Origin of the sequence: Pseudomonas sp. W2-17, assembly GCF_041060445.1 — a bacterium.
In the GTDB taxonomy this organism is placed as follows: Bacteria; Pseudomonadota; Gammaproteobacteria; order Pseudomonadales; family Pseudomonadaceae; genus Aquipseudomonas.
In genome coordinates, this window is the sequence record NZ_JAUFNS010000016.1 from 142,137 (window position 1) to 156,693 (window position 14,557).

Annotated in this window: 12 protein-coding genes; 9 read left to right on the forward strand and 3 right to left on the reverse strand. The window is 49.7% G+C overall.

The window, feature by feature from the left end; genetic code table 11:
* Positions 1-9: 9 nt before the first annotated feature.
* From QWI20_RS19910 to QWI20_RS19925, 4 genes are all read left to right on the forward strand, one after another.
* On the forward strand, positions 10-1,167 hold the full coding sequence (locus QWI20_RS19910; RefSeq protein ID WP_369306894.1) for a glutathionylspermidine synthase family protein: 1,158 nt from the start codon (positions 10-12) through the stop codon (positions 1,165-1,167).
* Positions 1,168-1,845: 678 nt separating this feature from the next.
* The gene (locus QWI20_RS19915) at positions 1,846-3,015 is read left to right on the forward strand and encodes a dsDNA nuclease domain-containing protein (protein WP_369306895.1); all 1,170 of its coding nucleotides are present in this window, start codon (positions 1,846-1,848) and stop codon (positions 3,013-3,015) included.
* Positions 3,012-3,485 carry a hypothetical protein gene (locus QWI20_RS19920; protein ID WP_054084215.1) on the forward strand — a complete coding sequence of 158 codons (474 nt, stop codon included), beginning with the start codon at positions 3,012-3,014 and terminating at the stop codon, positions 3,483-3,485. The genes QWI20_RS19915 and QWI20_RS19920 overlap by 4 nt, the downstream gene beginning before the upstream one ends.
* Positions 3,482-5,251: a hypothetical protein gene (locus tag QWI20_RS19925; protein ID WP_369306896.1), complete on the forward strand. Its 1,770-nt coding sequence runs from the start codon at positions 3,482-3,484 to the stop codon at positions 5,249-5,251. Before QWI20_RS19920 ends, QWI20_RS19925 begins: the two co-directional genes overlap by 4 nt.
* 98 nt (positions 5,252-5,349) lie before the next feature.
* On the opposite strand, the gene QWI20_RS19930 is transcribed toward QWI20_RS19925, so the two are convergent.
* The gene (locus QWI20_RS19930) at positions 5,350-6,612 is read right to left on the reverse strand and encodes a hypothetical protein (RefSeq protein ID WP_369306897.1); all 1,263 of its coding nucleotides are present in this window, start codon (positions 6,610-6,612) and stop codon (positions 5,350-5,352) included.
* Positions 6,613-7,325: 713 nt separating this feature from the next.
* Between QWI20_RS19930 and QWI20_RS19935 the strand changes: the two genes are divergently transcribed.
* Positions 7,326-10,265: a DEAD/DEAH box helicase gene (locus QWI20_RS19935; RefSeq protein ID WP_369306898.1), complete on the forward strand. Its 2,940-nt coding sequence runs from the start codon at positions 7,326-7,328 to the stop codon at positions 10,263-10,265.
* Between the two features lie 479 nt (positions 10,266-10,744).
* Here QWI20_RS19935 and QWI20_RS19940 read toward each other — a convergent pair whose 3' ends face one another.
* A complete protein-coding gene (locus QWI20_RS19940) occupies positions 10,745-11,293 on the reverse strand; it encodes a plasmid mobilization relaxosome protein MobC (protein ID WP_369306899.1) in 549 nt (182 codons plus the stop codon).
* A gap of 528 nt (positions 11,294-11,821) precedes the next feature.
* On the opposite strand from QWI20_RS19940, the gene virB5 reads away from it, so the two are divergent.
* The 4 genes from virB5 to QWI20_RS19960 are packed head-to-tail and all read left to right on the forward strand — an operon-like array spanning position 11,822 to position 14,331.
* Positions 11,822-12,586 (forward strand): P-type DNA transfer protein VirB5, encoded by a 765-nt coding sequence (virB5, locus tag QWI20_RS19945; RefSeq protein ID WP_369306900.1) that lies wholly within the window; start codon positions 11,822-11,824, stop codon positions 12,584-12,586.
* Position 12,587: 1 nt separating this feature from the next.
* Positions 12,588-13,073, forward strand: a complete 486-nt coding sequence (locus QWI20_RS19950) for a hypothetical protein (RefSeq protein WP_369306902.1) — start codon at positions 12,588-12,590, stop codon at positions 13,071-13,073.
* Positions 13,070-13,324 carry an EexN family lipoprotein gene (locus tag QWI20_RS19955; RefSeq protein ID WP_122415003.1) on the forward strand — a complete coding sequence of 85 codons (255 nt, stop codon included), beginning with the start codon at positions 13,070-13,072 and terminating at the stop codon, positions 13,322-13,324. The genes QWI20_RS19950 and QWI20_RS19955 overlap by 4 nt, the downstream gene beginning before the upstream one ends.
* A gap of 2 nt (positions 13,325-13,326) precedes the next feature.
* Positions 13,327-14,331, forward strand: a complete 1,005-nt coding sequence (locus QWI20_RS19960; protein ID WP_369306903.1) for a type IV secretion system protein — start codon at positions 13,327-13,329, stop codon at positions 14,329-14,331.
* Between the two features lie 28 nt (positions 14,332-14,359).
* Here QWI20_RS19960 and QWI20_RS19965 read toward each other — a convergent pair.
* The coding region (locus QWI20_RS19965; protein ID WP_369306904.1) for a transposase domain-containing protein at positions 14,360-14,557 on the reverse strand (198 nt) is incomplete at its 5' end.

Consider the following 14,557-nt stretch of genomic DNA (forward strand, 5'->3'; position numbering starts at 1 on the left):
ACGTTACTTATGAAAAGGATCAGCATCGAGGAGCGACCTGACTGGTGCCAGACGGCCGAGCGTGAAGGATTCAACTTTCACACCATCGACGGCGAGCGCTACTGGGACGAGCGCGCCTACTACCAGTTCACCGAAGCGCAGATCACACGCGACATCGAAGCGCCGACCCAGGAGCTTCATGCCATGTGCCTGGACGTCGTGGAAAAGGTCGTCGAGAGCGAAGAGCTGTTGACCCGGCTCGCCATTCCGCCGGCGTTCTTCGATCTGGTCCGCACCTCGTGGAAGGAAGGCCACCCGCATCTGTATGGCCGCTTTGACTTCAGCTATGACGGCATAAATCCGGCCAAGCTGCTGGAAGCCAACATGGACACGCCCACCTCAGCCTATGAAGCGGGTGCGTTTCAGCTTATCTGGCTTGAAGAGCAGATCCAGCGCGGCGTATTGCCGGCCCACGCTTCGCAGTTCAATTCGATGGCGGAGGATCTGGTCCGGGCTTTTGCGGCGATCAAGGAAGGCGGGCCGTTCTACTTCTCATGTATGTCAGGCTCCATCGAAGACCGGGGTACGACGGAATTCCTGCGCAAAATGGCAGAGCATGTCGGCATCGACACCCGCCACATCGACATCGAAGACATTGGCCTGAACGCCAACGGCCGCTTTGTCGATCTTGAGGGCCGCTGGATCGAACGCATCTTCAAACTGCACGCTTGGGAGCATGTCTTCCATGAGCCCCACGGCCAGGCCATCCCCCAGTGCGATACGCAGTTCATCGAACCTGCCTGGAAGGCGATCATTTCGAACAAAGGCATCCTGCCGTTGCTTTGGGAATTCAACGAAGGGCATCCCAATCTGTTGCCGTCCTTCGTTGATAAGCACCCGCAATCTGCAGTGCCAAAGGGTTGGGTGCGCAAGCCGTACTTTTCCCGCGAAGGCGCCAACATCGAAATCCGCACCCCGACCGACCAGGTCATTTTCGAAGACGGCCCTTACAACGACGCGCCCTACATTCTGCAAGCGTTCGCGCCGTTGCCTCGTTTTGGCGACAGCTACACGCTGATCGGGTCTTGGGTGGTGGGTGATACGGCTTCGGGGATCGGGATTCGTGAAGACGACAGTCTGATCACCAAAGACAGCAGCCGGTTTTTGCCGCATGTGGTGATTGATTGAGGTTGTGATGAGCCCGGTGTGGGTGCCGCGCAAGAACGAAAAAAGCCGCGCAATGCGCGGCTTTCTATTTGGTGGGCCCACACGGACTCGAACCGTGGACCAAGGGATTATGAGTTGCTGGGCGAGCTGCTAAGCCTAGAGAAATCGTTCGTAGGTGAACGTAGGTTGGCATAGCTGGAGGCCCCGTAGTACGTGGTGTTGAGCGTAGTTTTGAGTAGGTTGCTTAAGCTGGGCATTGTACCGTAGATGTACCTACCTTACAGCTGAAGGACGCCACCAGCGCTGAGGATTGAAATGCATCCGCTTCATTTGGTTGGGTAGGAATTGGGGGAACAGTTCGGTAGCCCTATCCCTTCGCCCTCAATGGATGATGCACCGGTATCTACCGGAAACGAGGGATCGGCCTGTTTACTCGCCGAAAAACCCTTCGGCGCCGCCACCTGAATAATCCTGAATTTCATCCGTTTCGAGCTCGAAAAATCAGATATCCACTGCCGAGCTTTACCTAAGGCTTCGAAGCCGCTAAGTTGGCGTGATGGCAATGTGCCGAAAGGGGAGAAGGGATGCGTCAGGATGACTGCTCATAAAACAATATACTCGCATCTGAGAGGCCGATATTCATTAGCCTCTTAGGCATCGCGTCGACTTTCGTGACATATAATTAAGTATAGGCTAAATATGCTTGATACAAAAAAAGCCAGGGAGCAAAACGGTAGAGACTCATTTAGTAGATATCGTGCCCAGGTGCGGTCTGCTGCTGTTGCTTCACTTTCGATCCTTGAAGGCGGAACTGTAGATAGGGTTTATTGTGATCTGCATGATGACTTTGTAATCAGAAAAAAAGACGGTGATGGATTTACTTATATTTTTTATCAGGTAAAAACCAAGGGAAAACAGAACCATAATTGGACAATTAATGAAGTCTTTGGGCTGAGCACTCAACTGAGAGATCAATCGAAGCAAAACGTAGACGCGTTTAAAGGAAGTTTTGTCGGTAAGCTGCTGCTTCATACTGTTGTCTTTGACCAGTATTGTAACTCCGTAATATTTCAGACAAATGTGAATAATAGTGATGAGGTCGAAGATTTGTTATCGGATATCGAGTCCGGTATCTTTTCTCATAAATTTTCAAAGGTTATGTTGGATCGCTTTAATGAATGCTTTGGTGAGAATGCCAACTCATTCAGCCCTGAGCAAGCTAAGTCTATGTTGTCTAAATTGTCATTTGAGTCTGATGTATCTTTTTTGAAAGAGGGCGATAACTACTTTGAGTTGATAGTAAAGGAGAAGATTTATGAATTCAGTGAAATTGAGCTTGAACGCGCTGAGTTTAGAGAGATTCTTTTGAGGCTACTCGAACTCGTTGAGAAAAAATCAAGCGGCGTCATAAAAACGTGGGACGCCAACTCCATAGAGAGCTGCGCGGGTGTATCGGTAGATGATTTGCTCTCTATATTAAGCATTTCCAAAGATGCATACTATAGTTTGTTGAGTGGTGGGGACGGCAACGCTATAAAATCTGCGTCCATGATCCAGCGCGCTTTGAAGTCTAGTGGTGCTGATATCTCAATGATCATGTACTGTTCAAAGTGTAAGACAGATTGGGATGTTTGGTATAGGAGCGCTAGGCATGTAATCCAAGAGCTAGATCTTTTGTCGATATCGGAGCGTGTCTCTGCTATCCTATGCAGCACGATGAATACGCAGGGAGTGCTAGGTATGAACAGCTTGCGTATACCGATAAAAAATTTGCTAGTCGAGCTGGAAAGCGAATCCCTAAAGTTTGATCTGACTAACGACCTCATACTGGGCGGTGTTTTCTCTGCTTTGGTTAGAGGTAAATCATGAATTTTGAAAATTTTTTCTCTGTTCTTGCTGTTAAAGATGTATCTATTCCGGTAGTGGTAGATTCGCACAGGCACCAGCTAAATAATGAGGCTCTTTTTCAGTTGCCTCTTATATGTCTTATAGTATTGTTGATGGCAAAAGATAAGAGGAAGCCTCGGGTTTCTGAAATCGGTCAGCTGGTTGGTGAAAGTATTGAAGGCGCTATGTCAGGTTTTAAAGGATCTGCACAACATTTAGGGTGGTCGGCGAACTTAAGGGTAAGAACAGTAAAGGCGATCACGTTTTTGGAAAGTACTTCTCTCATTCACGTCGACAATAGGAAAAGTCGTCTTGCTATAACTGATTTGGGTAAGAAGATAATAGCCAAAGCCATTAGTCAGGATGATGATCTCGCTTATAATCTCGCACAAATTGCACGTTCGTACAGAAATATATGCGTTGCCAAACAGCTTGATCTGGAGTTGGAATGAAACTTGTCAGTTTGAAAATATTTCCTAATGGCCAATCAGGCTGGGGTTCAGATCTTCTGATCTTTGGTCGTGATATTACTCAGCTGTTTGGCCCGAATGGATGTGGGAAAACTCCACTGGTTCAATCTATTCCGTTTTGTTTAGGTTTTCCCAGTGTCTTTAGGAATGATATATATGATAAATGCAAATACGCTGAGCTTGTAGTTTCTTCTGCTAAGGGGGAATTACGACTTCGTCGAGTGTATGGAAGAGATCTTGACGTAGAGGTGGTTGAGCCTACCGGAGGGGTTCAGAAGTTTTTTAATGAAAGGGATTACTCTCAATACATTTTCGATTGGCTTGGCATTGTTACTAATAATTTGGTAACTACAGGGAATCAGCTTGGTGCAGCCTATCTTGCAACACTGTTGCCAATATATTACTTAGATCAAGATGTCGGGTATAGTGAGATTTACTGCCCGCCTGGTAAGTTTATTAAAGATCAGTTCTCGGAAATGATGAGGATGGTTTTTGATCTGCCTGTGAAAAATTCATTTGATGTCAAAAAAGATCGTTTTCGAGCTAAGGAGCGTTTGGAGTTCCTGGATAAGGATGCTCAGACATTTGCCAGGATGGTAGATCTAGCTAGAAAGAATGTTTCAGAGATCACCAAGTCAAAGTCGGAGATGCTAGCCGAAATTTCTCAGCTAGAATTCGAGTTGGATAGTCTTCAAGATGTCGGAGCTAGCCGGGATGACTCTGTTAATGCTTTAGATCGGATTATCTATATTCATAGAAATAATATTAGAGAAATATCGGCAGAAATAAATCAATTGCAAAGGCGTAATTTGGGTATTGGGAAGATTGTTCACGAGATTAATACAGAAATCGAAACTTTAAACTTGAATGAGGAGGCACGTAGAGTTTTCCTATCATTCAAGGAGATTTGTGGGGCTGACCTGTGCCAGTTGTTCTCGTCAAGCTCTGAATCTTATAGTAAAAATCTACTTTATCTTCGAGATCAAATTAAGGACTTGGAGCGGAACGCTGACCTTGATGAAGTTAGAGTCGGAGAACTAAGTCGTCAGCGCGATGCTCAAGAGCAAGCGATTCAGTCGTTAGTTGACGCGCGTAACTCTTCTAGCGCCAAAAGTGAAATATCCGCTTTGGTTGAGGCTATTACAAGGCTTAAAACAGAAATATTTACACTTCAGGGGCAGCTAAGCGAACTTGAGAAAGTGACAGCTCTAGAGGGAAAGCATTTTAAAGCTATTGTGGAGCGAGATAAAGCATTGACGTTGTACGAGTCTTTTTCAGTGGATAGAGCGTATTCGCCAGATTTGATTAGAGTTAGAGCGGATATTCGTCGTAACTTTATAGAGTGGCTTGATGTTCTGCATACAAATAATGTTAGCAGGGATATAACCTTTAAAGATGATTTTTCGCCTCTGCTCGGTGTGGAAACAATATCTCAACTCAAAGGTAGTACGAAAATTCGTGCCGTTTTGGCATATCACGCGGCGGTATTTCAAGCCTTCGCAGAGAGCGGGGTGTTAGGGTTTAAGTTTATGATTCTGGATACACCTAAGCAGCATGAGATTCATAATGATGATTTGGGTCGTTATTTAATGGCTTTGAAAAAACTATGTAGCGATCGTGGCGCCCAGATAGTTTTTTCAACGACTGAATACCACTATGATGGTGATGACAATGATGCGGAGTGGCTGCCTACTTATGATGGAGAGGAGCAGAAAATGTTTTTGAAAGTGGGTGGTGTTATAGCCTAGCACATACGAGGGCAAGTTTTATCTGGTTGGCAGTACGCCTAGCGAGCTGCGTACTGCCTTTGTGCTGTAGTCAAGGTGAGGGTGATTGAGACTTTAAGTCAAAGTTTCTGTTTTTTCATAGACATAAAGCGTGCACGATCTTCCACTAATATATTTTTCACCCTTGCATGACTCCGCAGCTTGGCTCGCGATTCAAAACCATCCGTTTGAAAAAGTCCAGCAAGAGAGTCCATTCGCTTTTCACCAACACGCGCTGCTATCCAATCTATGAACTCCTCGTTGAAGAATGGAAATGTGTACGTTGATTTTCGGTGCATTGCCATTGCTCTCAATTCTGTCAATTTGAAAATATCTGCAACGTCGGTATCGAATGTTATGAGATTGCCCAAGTAGAAGTCGGCCTCTGGCAGGGTTTGCGTATTTGCCATTGCGTCCAGTGCTCTGGGAAGATAAAGGTCCCATGAGCAGTTTTTTATCACTGCTAGTGGATCTTCTTTGTCCAGTACCGAGTTAAGTTTTTTGGATAGTGCGGATCGACCGCCGCGACACAAGATATCTGCGCAAACAATAAGCTCTCGAAGCATGAATGTTGAAGTCTCTTCATGCATAAATTGAATGAGCTCTCCCATTTTGTGCTCTGCTGATTTTGATGAACTTGCCTCGATGATTTTGGTGCGAAGAATCATACTTTCGACTAGATCCACCTGCTGCTCGATGCCCTCATGCAATCCGTTGTCTAATTGCTTTTGAAAGTCAGCCAATAGCTCATCTGCGTGAGCTTCTGCTTGCTCTTTATAGATACTCCTAAATCGTAAGCCCCAAGACTCATCTAATGGGCTTGAGTCTAGTGAGAGCGCATGGATTGCGGCGAGAGTCATTCGGCAATTTTCAATTGTTTCTTCATTCCAAGATCTTTGTGCTTCCCAAAGATATAAGTATGGATTAAGTACTGCCAGCTCTTCATTGTCGAAATTTGCTCTTAAGGCGTTACCGTATTGTGTTAGTCCAGGGGAGGGGTTTTCTCGATATGCAAGTGCTTTGATAAAGCTGGCTGCATTAGAGTCGACAAAGGTGCCATACCCCATTTGGAATCTAACCGGAGATAAGGTGCTAATCGCTTCTGAGTCTAATACCCATAATGATTTTCCTCGAAAGCAAGTTGAAATAAACCCTCTGTCAGCAAATTCTTTACGTCTCAGTTTAAATGGGCCAGCATCATCTTCTGCTGCGTAGATGATACGCCAATCCTTAAGCACGTATTGATTTTCCTCATAGGCGCGTAAAGCAAGAAGCGGATTTAAGGCGGTGCATACCTGATGTAGGGCGAACTGCGTATCGTAGCTAATGTCTTTGGGGTTCATAGATATAAATCTTCCTTTTATATGACGGTGGTTCACTAATAGTGCTGGTTCGGTGTATGCAATCTACGAAGCATGGATAACGAAATAGTTTTTCACTACCCAGTGTGAATATTCACTGTTTCTGAATTTTAGCTGCTATTTCAAAGGCTTCCATAACTCTGGAAACGTTAAAGTATTTGTTTTTATTCGGATTGAAAGAAGCGTTTACTCATGATCGTGCTTCGTAGGTACCTGCCCAAACCGCTGGCTGGGCGCAAAGAACGACCGCGACGCCGTTCTGTTCATGGACTGTCGTGGGTGCGTGATCGGTGAGATCCATGCCACTGGTATCGATCCCTTGAAGACGCTACGGATTGAGGGCCGGGGCTGCACGCGGTGCGGTCGTGGCGGATCTCGGCTCATCGAGAAGACGCTGTGCTTCAGCTGTCGTAACCGGCGGTGGGACCACTTTCTGAAATGCAATGCCTAGGGGAAGAAGCCCATCATCCTCTTGCCCCTGATGGACCTCCAGATAGGAATCATGAGTGATAGCCATCCGACCTGGTCGACGGCACGCAGAACGATCGTGAGCCCGTCTGCCGAGCCACTCGCCAGCGTAGCGGTAATCTCTTCCACGCTCAGCGCCCGGGCATTGGGGTCATGCAAGCAGAAGGGCGTGTGCTACTGTATAGCCACTCCCCCTCAGAAGTCTTTTCTGCTCCCAGGTAATCGCCATGGACGACGTGGTCATAACGCATAGAGACGTGTACCAGAGCTGGCAAAACCATCTCTTCAATTTTAGTCTCGACGATCCAAAGACGAACGCACCCGGGCTGCGGAAGCCGCAACTTGCTGCGCTTTATGCCACCTTGGGGCACCTGGTGGTTGATCCCTCTTCGACCGCCACAGTGGTCATGCCGACCGGTACAGGAAAGACCGACACCATGCTCGCGCTGATCCTCGCTGCGAGGATGGCCAGAACCTTGATCCTGGTTCCTTCGGACCCCCTTAGGACGCAGTTAGTGGGCAAGTGCATGGAGATGAAGACGCTTCGCACCGTGGGGGCAGTGTCGGAGACGGCGCGTAATCCCATTGTTGCAGCCATCGATTCGAAGCTTTCTGAGGCGCAGGTTGCAGAATTAGCTACTGCTAACATCATCGTGGCCACTCCCCAAGCCTTGCTGCTATTCGAAGACGCTGCCTTGGGTGCGCTAGTGAACATTTGTAGCCACCTAATGATCGATGAGGCTCATCACGTCGTGGCCGCGAGTTGGAACCGAATCAAAACCGCCTTCAGGGGCAAACCGTGTATTCAGTTTACAGCGACGCCATTCCGGGAGGATGGTCTGGCTCTAGCCGGTAAGATCATCTACAACTACCCGCTCCGGGATGCACAGCTTGATGGCTATTTCAAAAGCATCGAGTTCCATCCGGTACGAGAATACAACCTTAAGCTGTCCGACCAGGCCATAGCAGACAAGGCTGTTGAGCTGCTCAGGGATGACCTCAAGGCTGGGTATAACCATTTGATGATGGTGCGGGCCAAGTCGCACAAGCGGGCAACAGACCTATTCGAGATTTACAAGCAGCACCCCGACCTGACGCCAGTACTGATTCACAGCAAGGTGGCGAACCAGGCCAAGGTGATGGCGGAGATCGTCAAAAAGAAACACCGAATCATCGTCTGCGTCGACATGCTTGGCGAAGGCTTCGATCTGCCCGAGCTCAAAATCGCCGCTATTCATGATCAACACCAAAGCCCTGCGGTGACGCTCCAGTTCATTGGCCGGCTGACTAGGGTTGATGCTGCCCTTGGCGATGCTAAGTTTGTGGCGAACATCGCTAACCAGAAGACCGACCACCAGATGGCAGATCTCTATAAAGAGAGCGCTGACTGGGGCGCAGTCATTCGCAACGTGAGCGAGCAAAAGGTCGGCCGGGAAATTGAGAAGGCGGACTTTTGCGAGCAGTTTGCCGTCGGGGACGATGCTCAAGTAATTTTTGGGCTGAACCCGAACCCCAAAATCAGCGCGGTGGCCTACCACGTCTCTCCCGCAGACTGGACACCCCAGCGGGCGCAGAGTCTTGATGGGCGCAGAGAGACGTTGCAGTACATCTCGATCAACGATCAGGCCGATACAGTGATTGCCGTGACTCGGCGGGAGACGCTGGTCGGTTGGGCGCAGACAGAAGAAATTGTCGATACCAACTGGAATCTGTACATCGCTTTCTATGACAAGGCGCAGAAAACCCTTTTCATTCATACCTCGGGTGACGACACCCAGGCGACTCGCTTTCTGAATCTGGTGGCCAAGGACTCACGTCGCATCAATGGTGAGCCGGCCTTCCGTACCCTCCACAACATCAAATTGATGAAACTGCAAAACGTTGGCCTGTCTCGGGCCCGTAAAGACCTGCGTTTCACGATGCACGTGGGGCGCGATATCAACCAAGTGATCAGCGACATCGAGAAAGGTAATGCGACGAAGTCCAACATCTTCGCTACCGGTTTCGAGGGTGGAGAACGAACCACTGTGGGCTGCTCTCACAAGGGCAAGATCTGGGAGATGAGCTCCTCTCCGATAAATTACTGGGTCGAGTGGTGCAAGCGCATGGCGCTCAAGCTCAACGACAACACCATCGACCCTGGTGACGTACTCAAAAACGTTATGCGTGTGGAGCAAATCAAGGGCAAGTGGCCGGAAGGCCTATTCTATGCCGACTGGCCTGTGTCGATCGCAATAGAAAACGAGCAAAGGATCTCGCTGTATTCTCAGGGAGAAACTTTCAACCTTCTCGACGTCGAGCTTGGCAAGCCTGAGTACAGTGGTGCGCAGACGTTAGAAATTCCCTTGTTGGTTACGGATAACGATGGCGAGGAACGTCGCCTCGCTACCATTTCCGTCAGGCTGTTGGAGGACGGATACAAGACGTCCTGCCCAGGCGTGAAGATTCTTTACCCCCACGAAGAGCCGCTCGACTCTTATCTGGATAGAGAGCCGCTTGTACTGCTCAAGGTCGACGGCTCCATGGTGCAGGGCAATTACCGTCAGTACTCACTGAACAGCATGGATGTAAAACTGCCTGCCGGTTTGCTCGAACCCTGGAATTGGGGAACGACGAAAATCCATCAAGAGTCTATGCGTGCAGAGCGACGTGAGGACTCAGTACAAGGCTTCACGTTTGACAAAATTGCTGATGATTATTCGATCGTGTTCAATGATGACGGTAAAGGCGAAATCGCTGACTTGGTGGCAATCCGCGAAAGCAAGGACGCAATCTACGTAGACCTGTATCACTGCAAATTCTGCCCGATGATCGATGGCGTGGCCGCTCCCGGCGCGCGCGTTGCCGACGTTTACGAGGTATGCGGTCAGGCGTCCAGATCGGTGAAATGGCTGTCTACTGGAGATAAATTCTTCAACCGACTGATGGATCGATACCAGAAAGGATTGCTAAAGGATTTCGACAGAATTCTGAAAGGCACGCCTCAGCAGTTGGAGATACTGCGCAACAAATGCCTCGACCATGAGCTGATTTTCAAATTTGTAATCGTCCAACCCGCGATATCAATGAATAAGGTGTCGAAGGAGCAGTTGGCCGTCTTGGGAACGAGCTACTCATATATCAAGAGCATCTCGGGCTCGGATATCAAGGTCATTGTTAGCCCCTAACTGACTTGCTCCAGCGGAGCTGCAGCTGATTCCGCTGATGTCATGCTGTAACCCGCGCCTCGAATATTTAATTCGCTTTTGCTACCACAAGCCTGTGGCAGCCTGAAGTGCTTTAAGTTTTCTAGGTGCTCTATGGCCACTTCTGGCCGATAGCTGTTGCCGCGAGGAGCGGCGATGCACGTCACGGAACTTCGACGGTCTATCGAGGCCCGACGTTGTCCGTGAGATCGAGGTCAGTCGGTGCAGCCTTGTTAAACGTATGCTATCTGTACAGGCAGTTTAACTTAAGCCAATCGACCAGGTGTGAGGGCTCCCCGTGCTCAGATCGGCTAACGCAATAGCTTCACAAATTCTACTAGGAGCAAAAATTCGTCATGACGAATTTTTTGCTCCTGTCGCTAACCAGCTAAATTTTTCGTTATGTGATCGCTGGTGGCCGCATCTGCGCGGTGAGTTTTAGCTGTGAACGTTTACAACGTCTAAATTTCGTGAGTAATGCTCCACCGTTCCAAGCTCGCGCGGATAGCGTCGCTCACGACTTTTGTATGCTCATTTATCAGTCGGCTAAGTGCCTCGATCCGCTCGACGGTGATCGGCTCGTAAGTGCCTTCATTCAAGCGCCGAGCAACCTGATTGAGATTTCGACCCAGTGCGAGCAACTGGTAATTGGATTCCCCCAAGGCATCAATTTCGGACATATCGAACTGTGGCTCGTGGGTCAACCCGATGCGGATCGCATCAACGATCCAGCGGCGCATTGAGCAACCTTCGATGCTGGCCCGCTCTTTAATCGCCGCCTTCTCGGAAACGGTCAGAAGGATTTCAAAGCGCTGCTTTGGTTCTTTGGCTTCCTCGGTTTGCCGGTAGGTCTTAGGCTCAGGTTTGGCATCAGCTTTAGCGAGTTGATGCTCGATAGCTTCTTTAAGCGCAGCCCCAGGGGTTTTGCCTAAGCCGTCGCAATAGGCCATCCAGCAAGCTTTTAATTTTGCGCCCAGGTGGACGTTAATAGCCCGGCTGGCCTTCTGCATAACAACCTCTCAAGCGATGAGGCGCGAAGCGCAAGTGGAACCCTTGCAAGCTGTGTGCGCACACTTTACCGGCGGTTAGCCTATCCTGCACTAGTACTTCGTGACAATGAAAACTTCGTCATGACGAAGAACTAGGAAGTTATTATTCAACGATTTAGCCAAAGTTAGATAGTTGGTTCGCCAATATATAGCGTTTTGGTTTTAGCTGATGCGTCACTAGCTTTTGGATATACAAAAACTTCGTCATGACGAAATTTCCTGGACGGTCGGTACTTCAGGTCATAGCACCATAATGAGATAATTATTTCGCCAAAATACTGTTTTTTGGTTTCTGAAACGACCGCTGAAACCGCCTCGCTGATGCTGCTTGCATTATGGGCGCGGCCCTTAAAAGACGGGGCCTACACCGGGTAAGACTGGCGCATAGTCACCCCAAGAACGGCAACGCCGTGCCGGGTGAGATTCCTAAACAGATCGACAGGCCGGACAGACGGTCCAGCGCTCACCATTTCTAATGGAGAGGTGACTATGGATCTGTTTAAGTGTCTGGCTCGTATGGGCAAGCAACCGCTTCGTATTGCTGCCGCATTTTCATCGTTGATGTGTGCGCAGCAGGGCTTTGCACAAATTCCTGTAACCGTTACTAGCCAGGTAACCGAATCCCCGATGACTATCGCTGAGTTTGCTTCCAACTCCACCCGTTGGGGTCAGCAGGTTCAAAAGATGGCTTCTCAGATTGACCAGATGAAGCAGCAGTACGGAGCGATCACAGGCTCGCGAGGACTCGGAAGAGTGTTCGATGATCCTCAGCTCCGAGAGTATCTGCCTCAAGAATGGCAAGCGGTCTATGACTCAGTGAGACGCGGCGGATATTCAGGCCTGGATGGCCGTGCCGAGATGATCTATGCAGATAACAAGGTGTTCGATGCATGCCAAAGTTTCGCTCAGGATGAGCAACGGGCTGCCTGTCAGGCGCAGGCTGTAAAGCCATCGCAGGACAAAGCGTTCGCATTGGACGCCTACGATCAAGCCAAGGGTAGGCTGCGTCAGCTTGATCAGCTCATGGGGCAAATTGATAAAACCCAAGATCCCAAAGGCATCGCCGAGCTACAGGGGCGCATTGCTGCAGAGCAAGCAATGATTCAAAACGAGCAGACCAAGTTGCAGATGTTCCAAATGGTGGCTCAGGCAGAGGACAAGGTACAGGAGCAGAGGCAGCGTGAATTGAATGCCCAGATTCTTGATAAGCGAGGATTCAAAACTCGCACCATGCTGAACCTGGGGGGAAATTGAAATGGTTTCGTACGCTCACATCCTCCCGATCATCGTTTGCTTCTTCATTCTCACGTCATTGCGTAGATTCTGGTTGTGTATCGGCCGGTTCGGCGCTCTGAAAGAGGTATCGCGGCGTGCCCCAGAACTGATTCAGAGTGATCTGCTCGCCGCCGCTACGGCAGTGATGCCATTCCTCTTGGCGCTTGCTGATTGGCTCCAGATAGTCCCGCCTCGAGCAACAGGCCCGATTTCATCAACGCTTGCAGTTTTGATTTCATTTGCCTGCGCGCTTGCCTCGGCTCTTTTGGTTTCGAAGGCCGAAGCTCGCATTGCTGGTAGTTGGGCTGGCACAAGAGAAAGTGCCCTGCGCACGCTTGCCGCTTTGCAGATTATCGATTCTGCCGAACTCGCTTATTCCCTTAAATACGCAGAACAGTTTCGAGCTAAGGCGCGTTGCGCATCGCCCCGGAACCTGAGCGTTGTCGAGCGGGAGGATCAGGAATGATTACCTCTCGTTGGTTGGTTTTGTTTCCCGTACTGCTCACAGGGTGCGGAGCGGATGAACCTGTCCGTACTGTCGATTGGTATAAGGCTCATAACGCAGAAAGGGCGATTCAGATCTCGGAATGTGAGCGTGATCCGGGAAGGCTTGCGTTGACGCCGAATTGCGTCAATGCCAAGCAGGCCGAGAATGAGCTGCGGCTTGCCGAGCGAGGGTTCCGTAAGCGCGAGACCTTAGATTTGAAGGAGCGGTGACTATGGAATCTAATTTCTACGAATGGGTAGGTGGATCTATCGATGTCGTATTAAACGAATACGTTCAGCTCATGGCGCAGAGTGTTATTGGCGACTTCTCCGTTTTGCTCGCTTTGGTTGGCGCGCTATTTTTCATGACGATGGGACTATTGTCTGTCGGCGGCTTTATTGAGCAACCTCTACCACATCTCTTCAAAATCGCAATTAAATGGGCGTTCATTGGCGCCCTGGCATTAAACGCGAACACATACCTTGGGTGGGTTGTGGAAGCGATTCATGGCCTGGAAGTTGGGTTGGCTGATGCGTTTTCCCCCAATGGTAAGGGAGCTACGGCGACGTCTGTCTATCAGGTAATCGACAGGGCTATGACTGATGGTTTCAAAATTGCCTCTGATCTCCTTGCCCGCGCAGGGAGGCGAGGCGTAACGGAGATAGGCATGATGTGCTATGACTTGCTCATGGCTGGCACGATGCTCGTCGCAACATTTCTGATCACGCTGCCTGCTGGTGCCATGATCATTACCGCCAAGGTGCTGATGTCGTTTCTGCTGAGGTGTGGCCCGATCTTCATCGCAATGCTGCTCTTCGGCCAAATGACCGGCAAGTGGTTCGACCAATGGTTTGCCCAGGTGATGAACTACATCATGCAGAGCGCAGCGATAACGTCCGTGCTGACGTTAGGTATGAAATTTTTCACAACGATGTTGGCTGACATCCAGCCGACTGCTGGGAATGGCCCCGCGACCGATATGTTGGAGGTCTTGGCGCTGAGTGGGATAGTCCTCTACATGGTCTATCAAGCCAGCTCCTTGGGAAGTCAACTTGCGGGTGGTTTATCGTCCAGCGCGATTACGCTGAGGCAGATGGCCCAAGCCGCGATAAATCCCGCGAAGGCGGTTTATAACGCTGTTAATCCCATGACAACACGGCGTGATCTTCAGTCAGGCATGATGACCAGCGCGAGGGCTGCCAATCACTGGGTTGCGGGCAACGTAAGCGCTCCATAGACCCCACCGACTTGAAGATGGGCCGCGCTTAGCTAGGCAATTCCGGCGAGCAGTTCCACGGCAACAGGGCTTCGTAATCTTCGACAGAGGTCGCCATTGGCAGGCGCTCCAGTACGTGGCGCAGCCACGCATAGGGCTCTTGGCCGTTGGCTTTGGCTGTCTCGACCAAGCTATAAAGTTGAGCGCTGGCTTTGGCACCTCTGGGTGTGTCGCTGAACAGCCAGTT

Excerpts from the sequence above, each read along its gene's own strand:
- QWI20_RS19955 (WP_122415003.1), top strand. The coding sequence starts at position 13,070 with ATGATTACCTCTCGTTGGTTGGTTTTGTTTCCCGTACTGCTCACAGGG.
- QWI20_RS19935 (WP_369306898.1), top strand. The coding sequence starts at position 7,326 with ATGGACGACGTGGTCATAACGCATAGAGACGTGTACCAGAGCTGGCAA.
- QWI20_RS19960 (WP_369306903.1), top strand. The coding sequence starts at position 13,327 with ATGGAATCTAATTTCTACGAATGGGTAGGTGGATCTATCGATGTCGTA.
- QWI20_RS19920 (WP_054084215.1), top strand. The coding sequence starts at position 3,012 with ATGAATTTTGAAAATTTTTTCTCTGTTCTTGCTGTTAAAGATGTATCT.
- QWI20_RS19915 (WP_369306895.1), top strand. The coding sequence starts at position 1,846 with ATGCTTGATACAAAAAAAGCCAGGGAGCAAAACGGTAGAGACTCATTT.
- QWI20_RS19940 (WP_369306899.1), bottom strand. The coding sequence starts at position 11,293 with ATGCAGAAGGCCAGCCGGGCTATTAACGTCCACCTGGGCGCAAAATTA.
- QWI20_RS19925 (WP_369306896.1), top strand. The coding sequence starts at position 3,482 with ATGAAACTTGTCAGTTTGAAAATATTTCCTAATGGCCAATCAGGCTGG.
- QWI20_RS19950 (WP_369306902.1), top strand. The coding sequence starts at position 12,588 with ATGGTTTCGTACGCTCACATCCTCCCGATCATCGTTTGCTTCTTCATT.
- virB5 (WP_369306900.1), top strand. The coding sequence starts at position 11,822 with ATGGATCTGTTTAAGTGTCTGGCTCGTATGGGCAAGCAACCGCTTCGT.
- QWI20_RS19910 (WP_369306894.1), top strand. The coding sequence starts at position 10 with ATGAAAAGGATCAGCATCGAGGAGCGACCTGACTGGTGCCAGACGGCC.
- QWI20_RS19930 (WP_369306897.1), bottom strand. The coding sequence starts at position 6,612 with ATGAACCCCAAAGACATTAGCTACGATACGCAGTTCGCCCTACATCAG.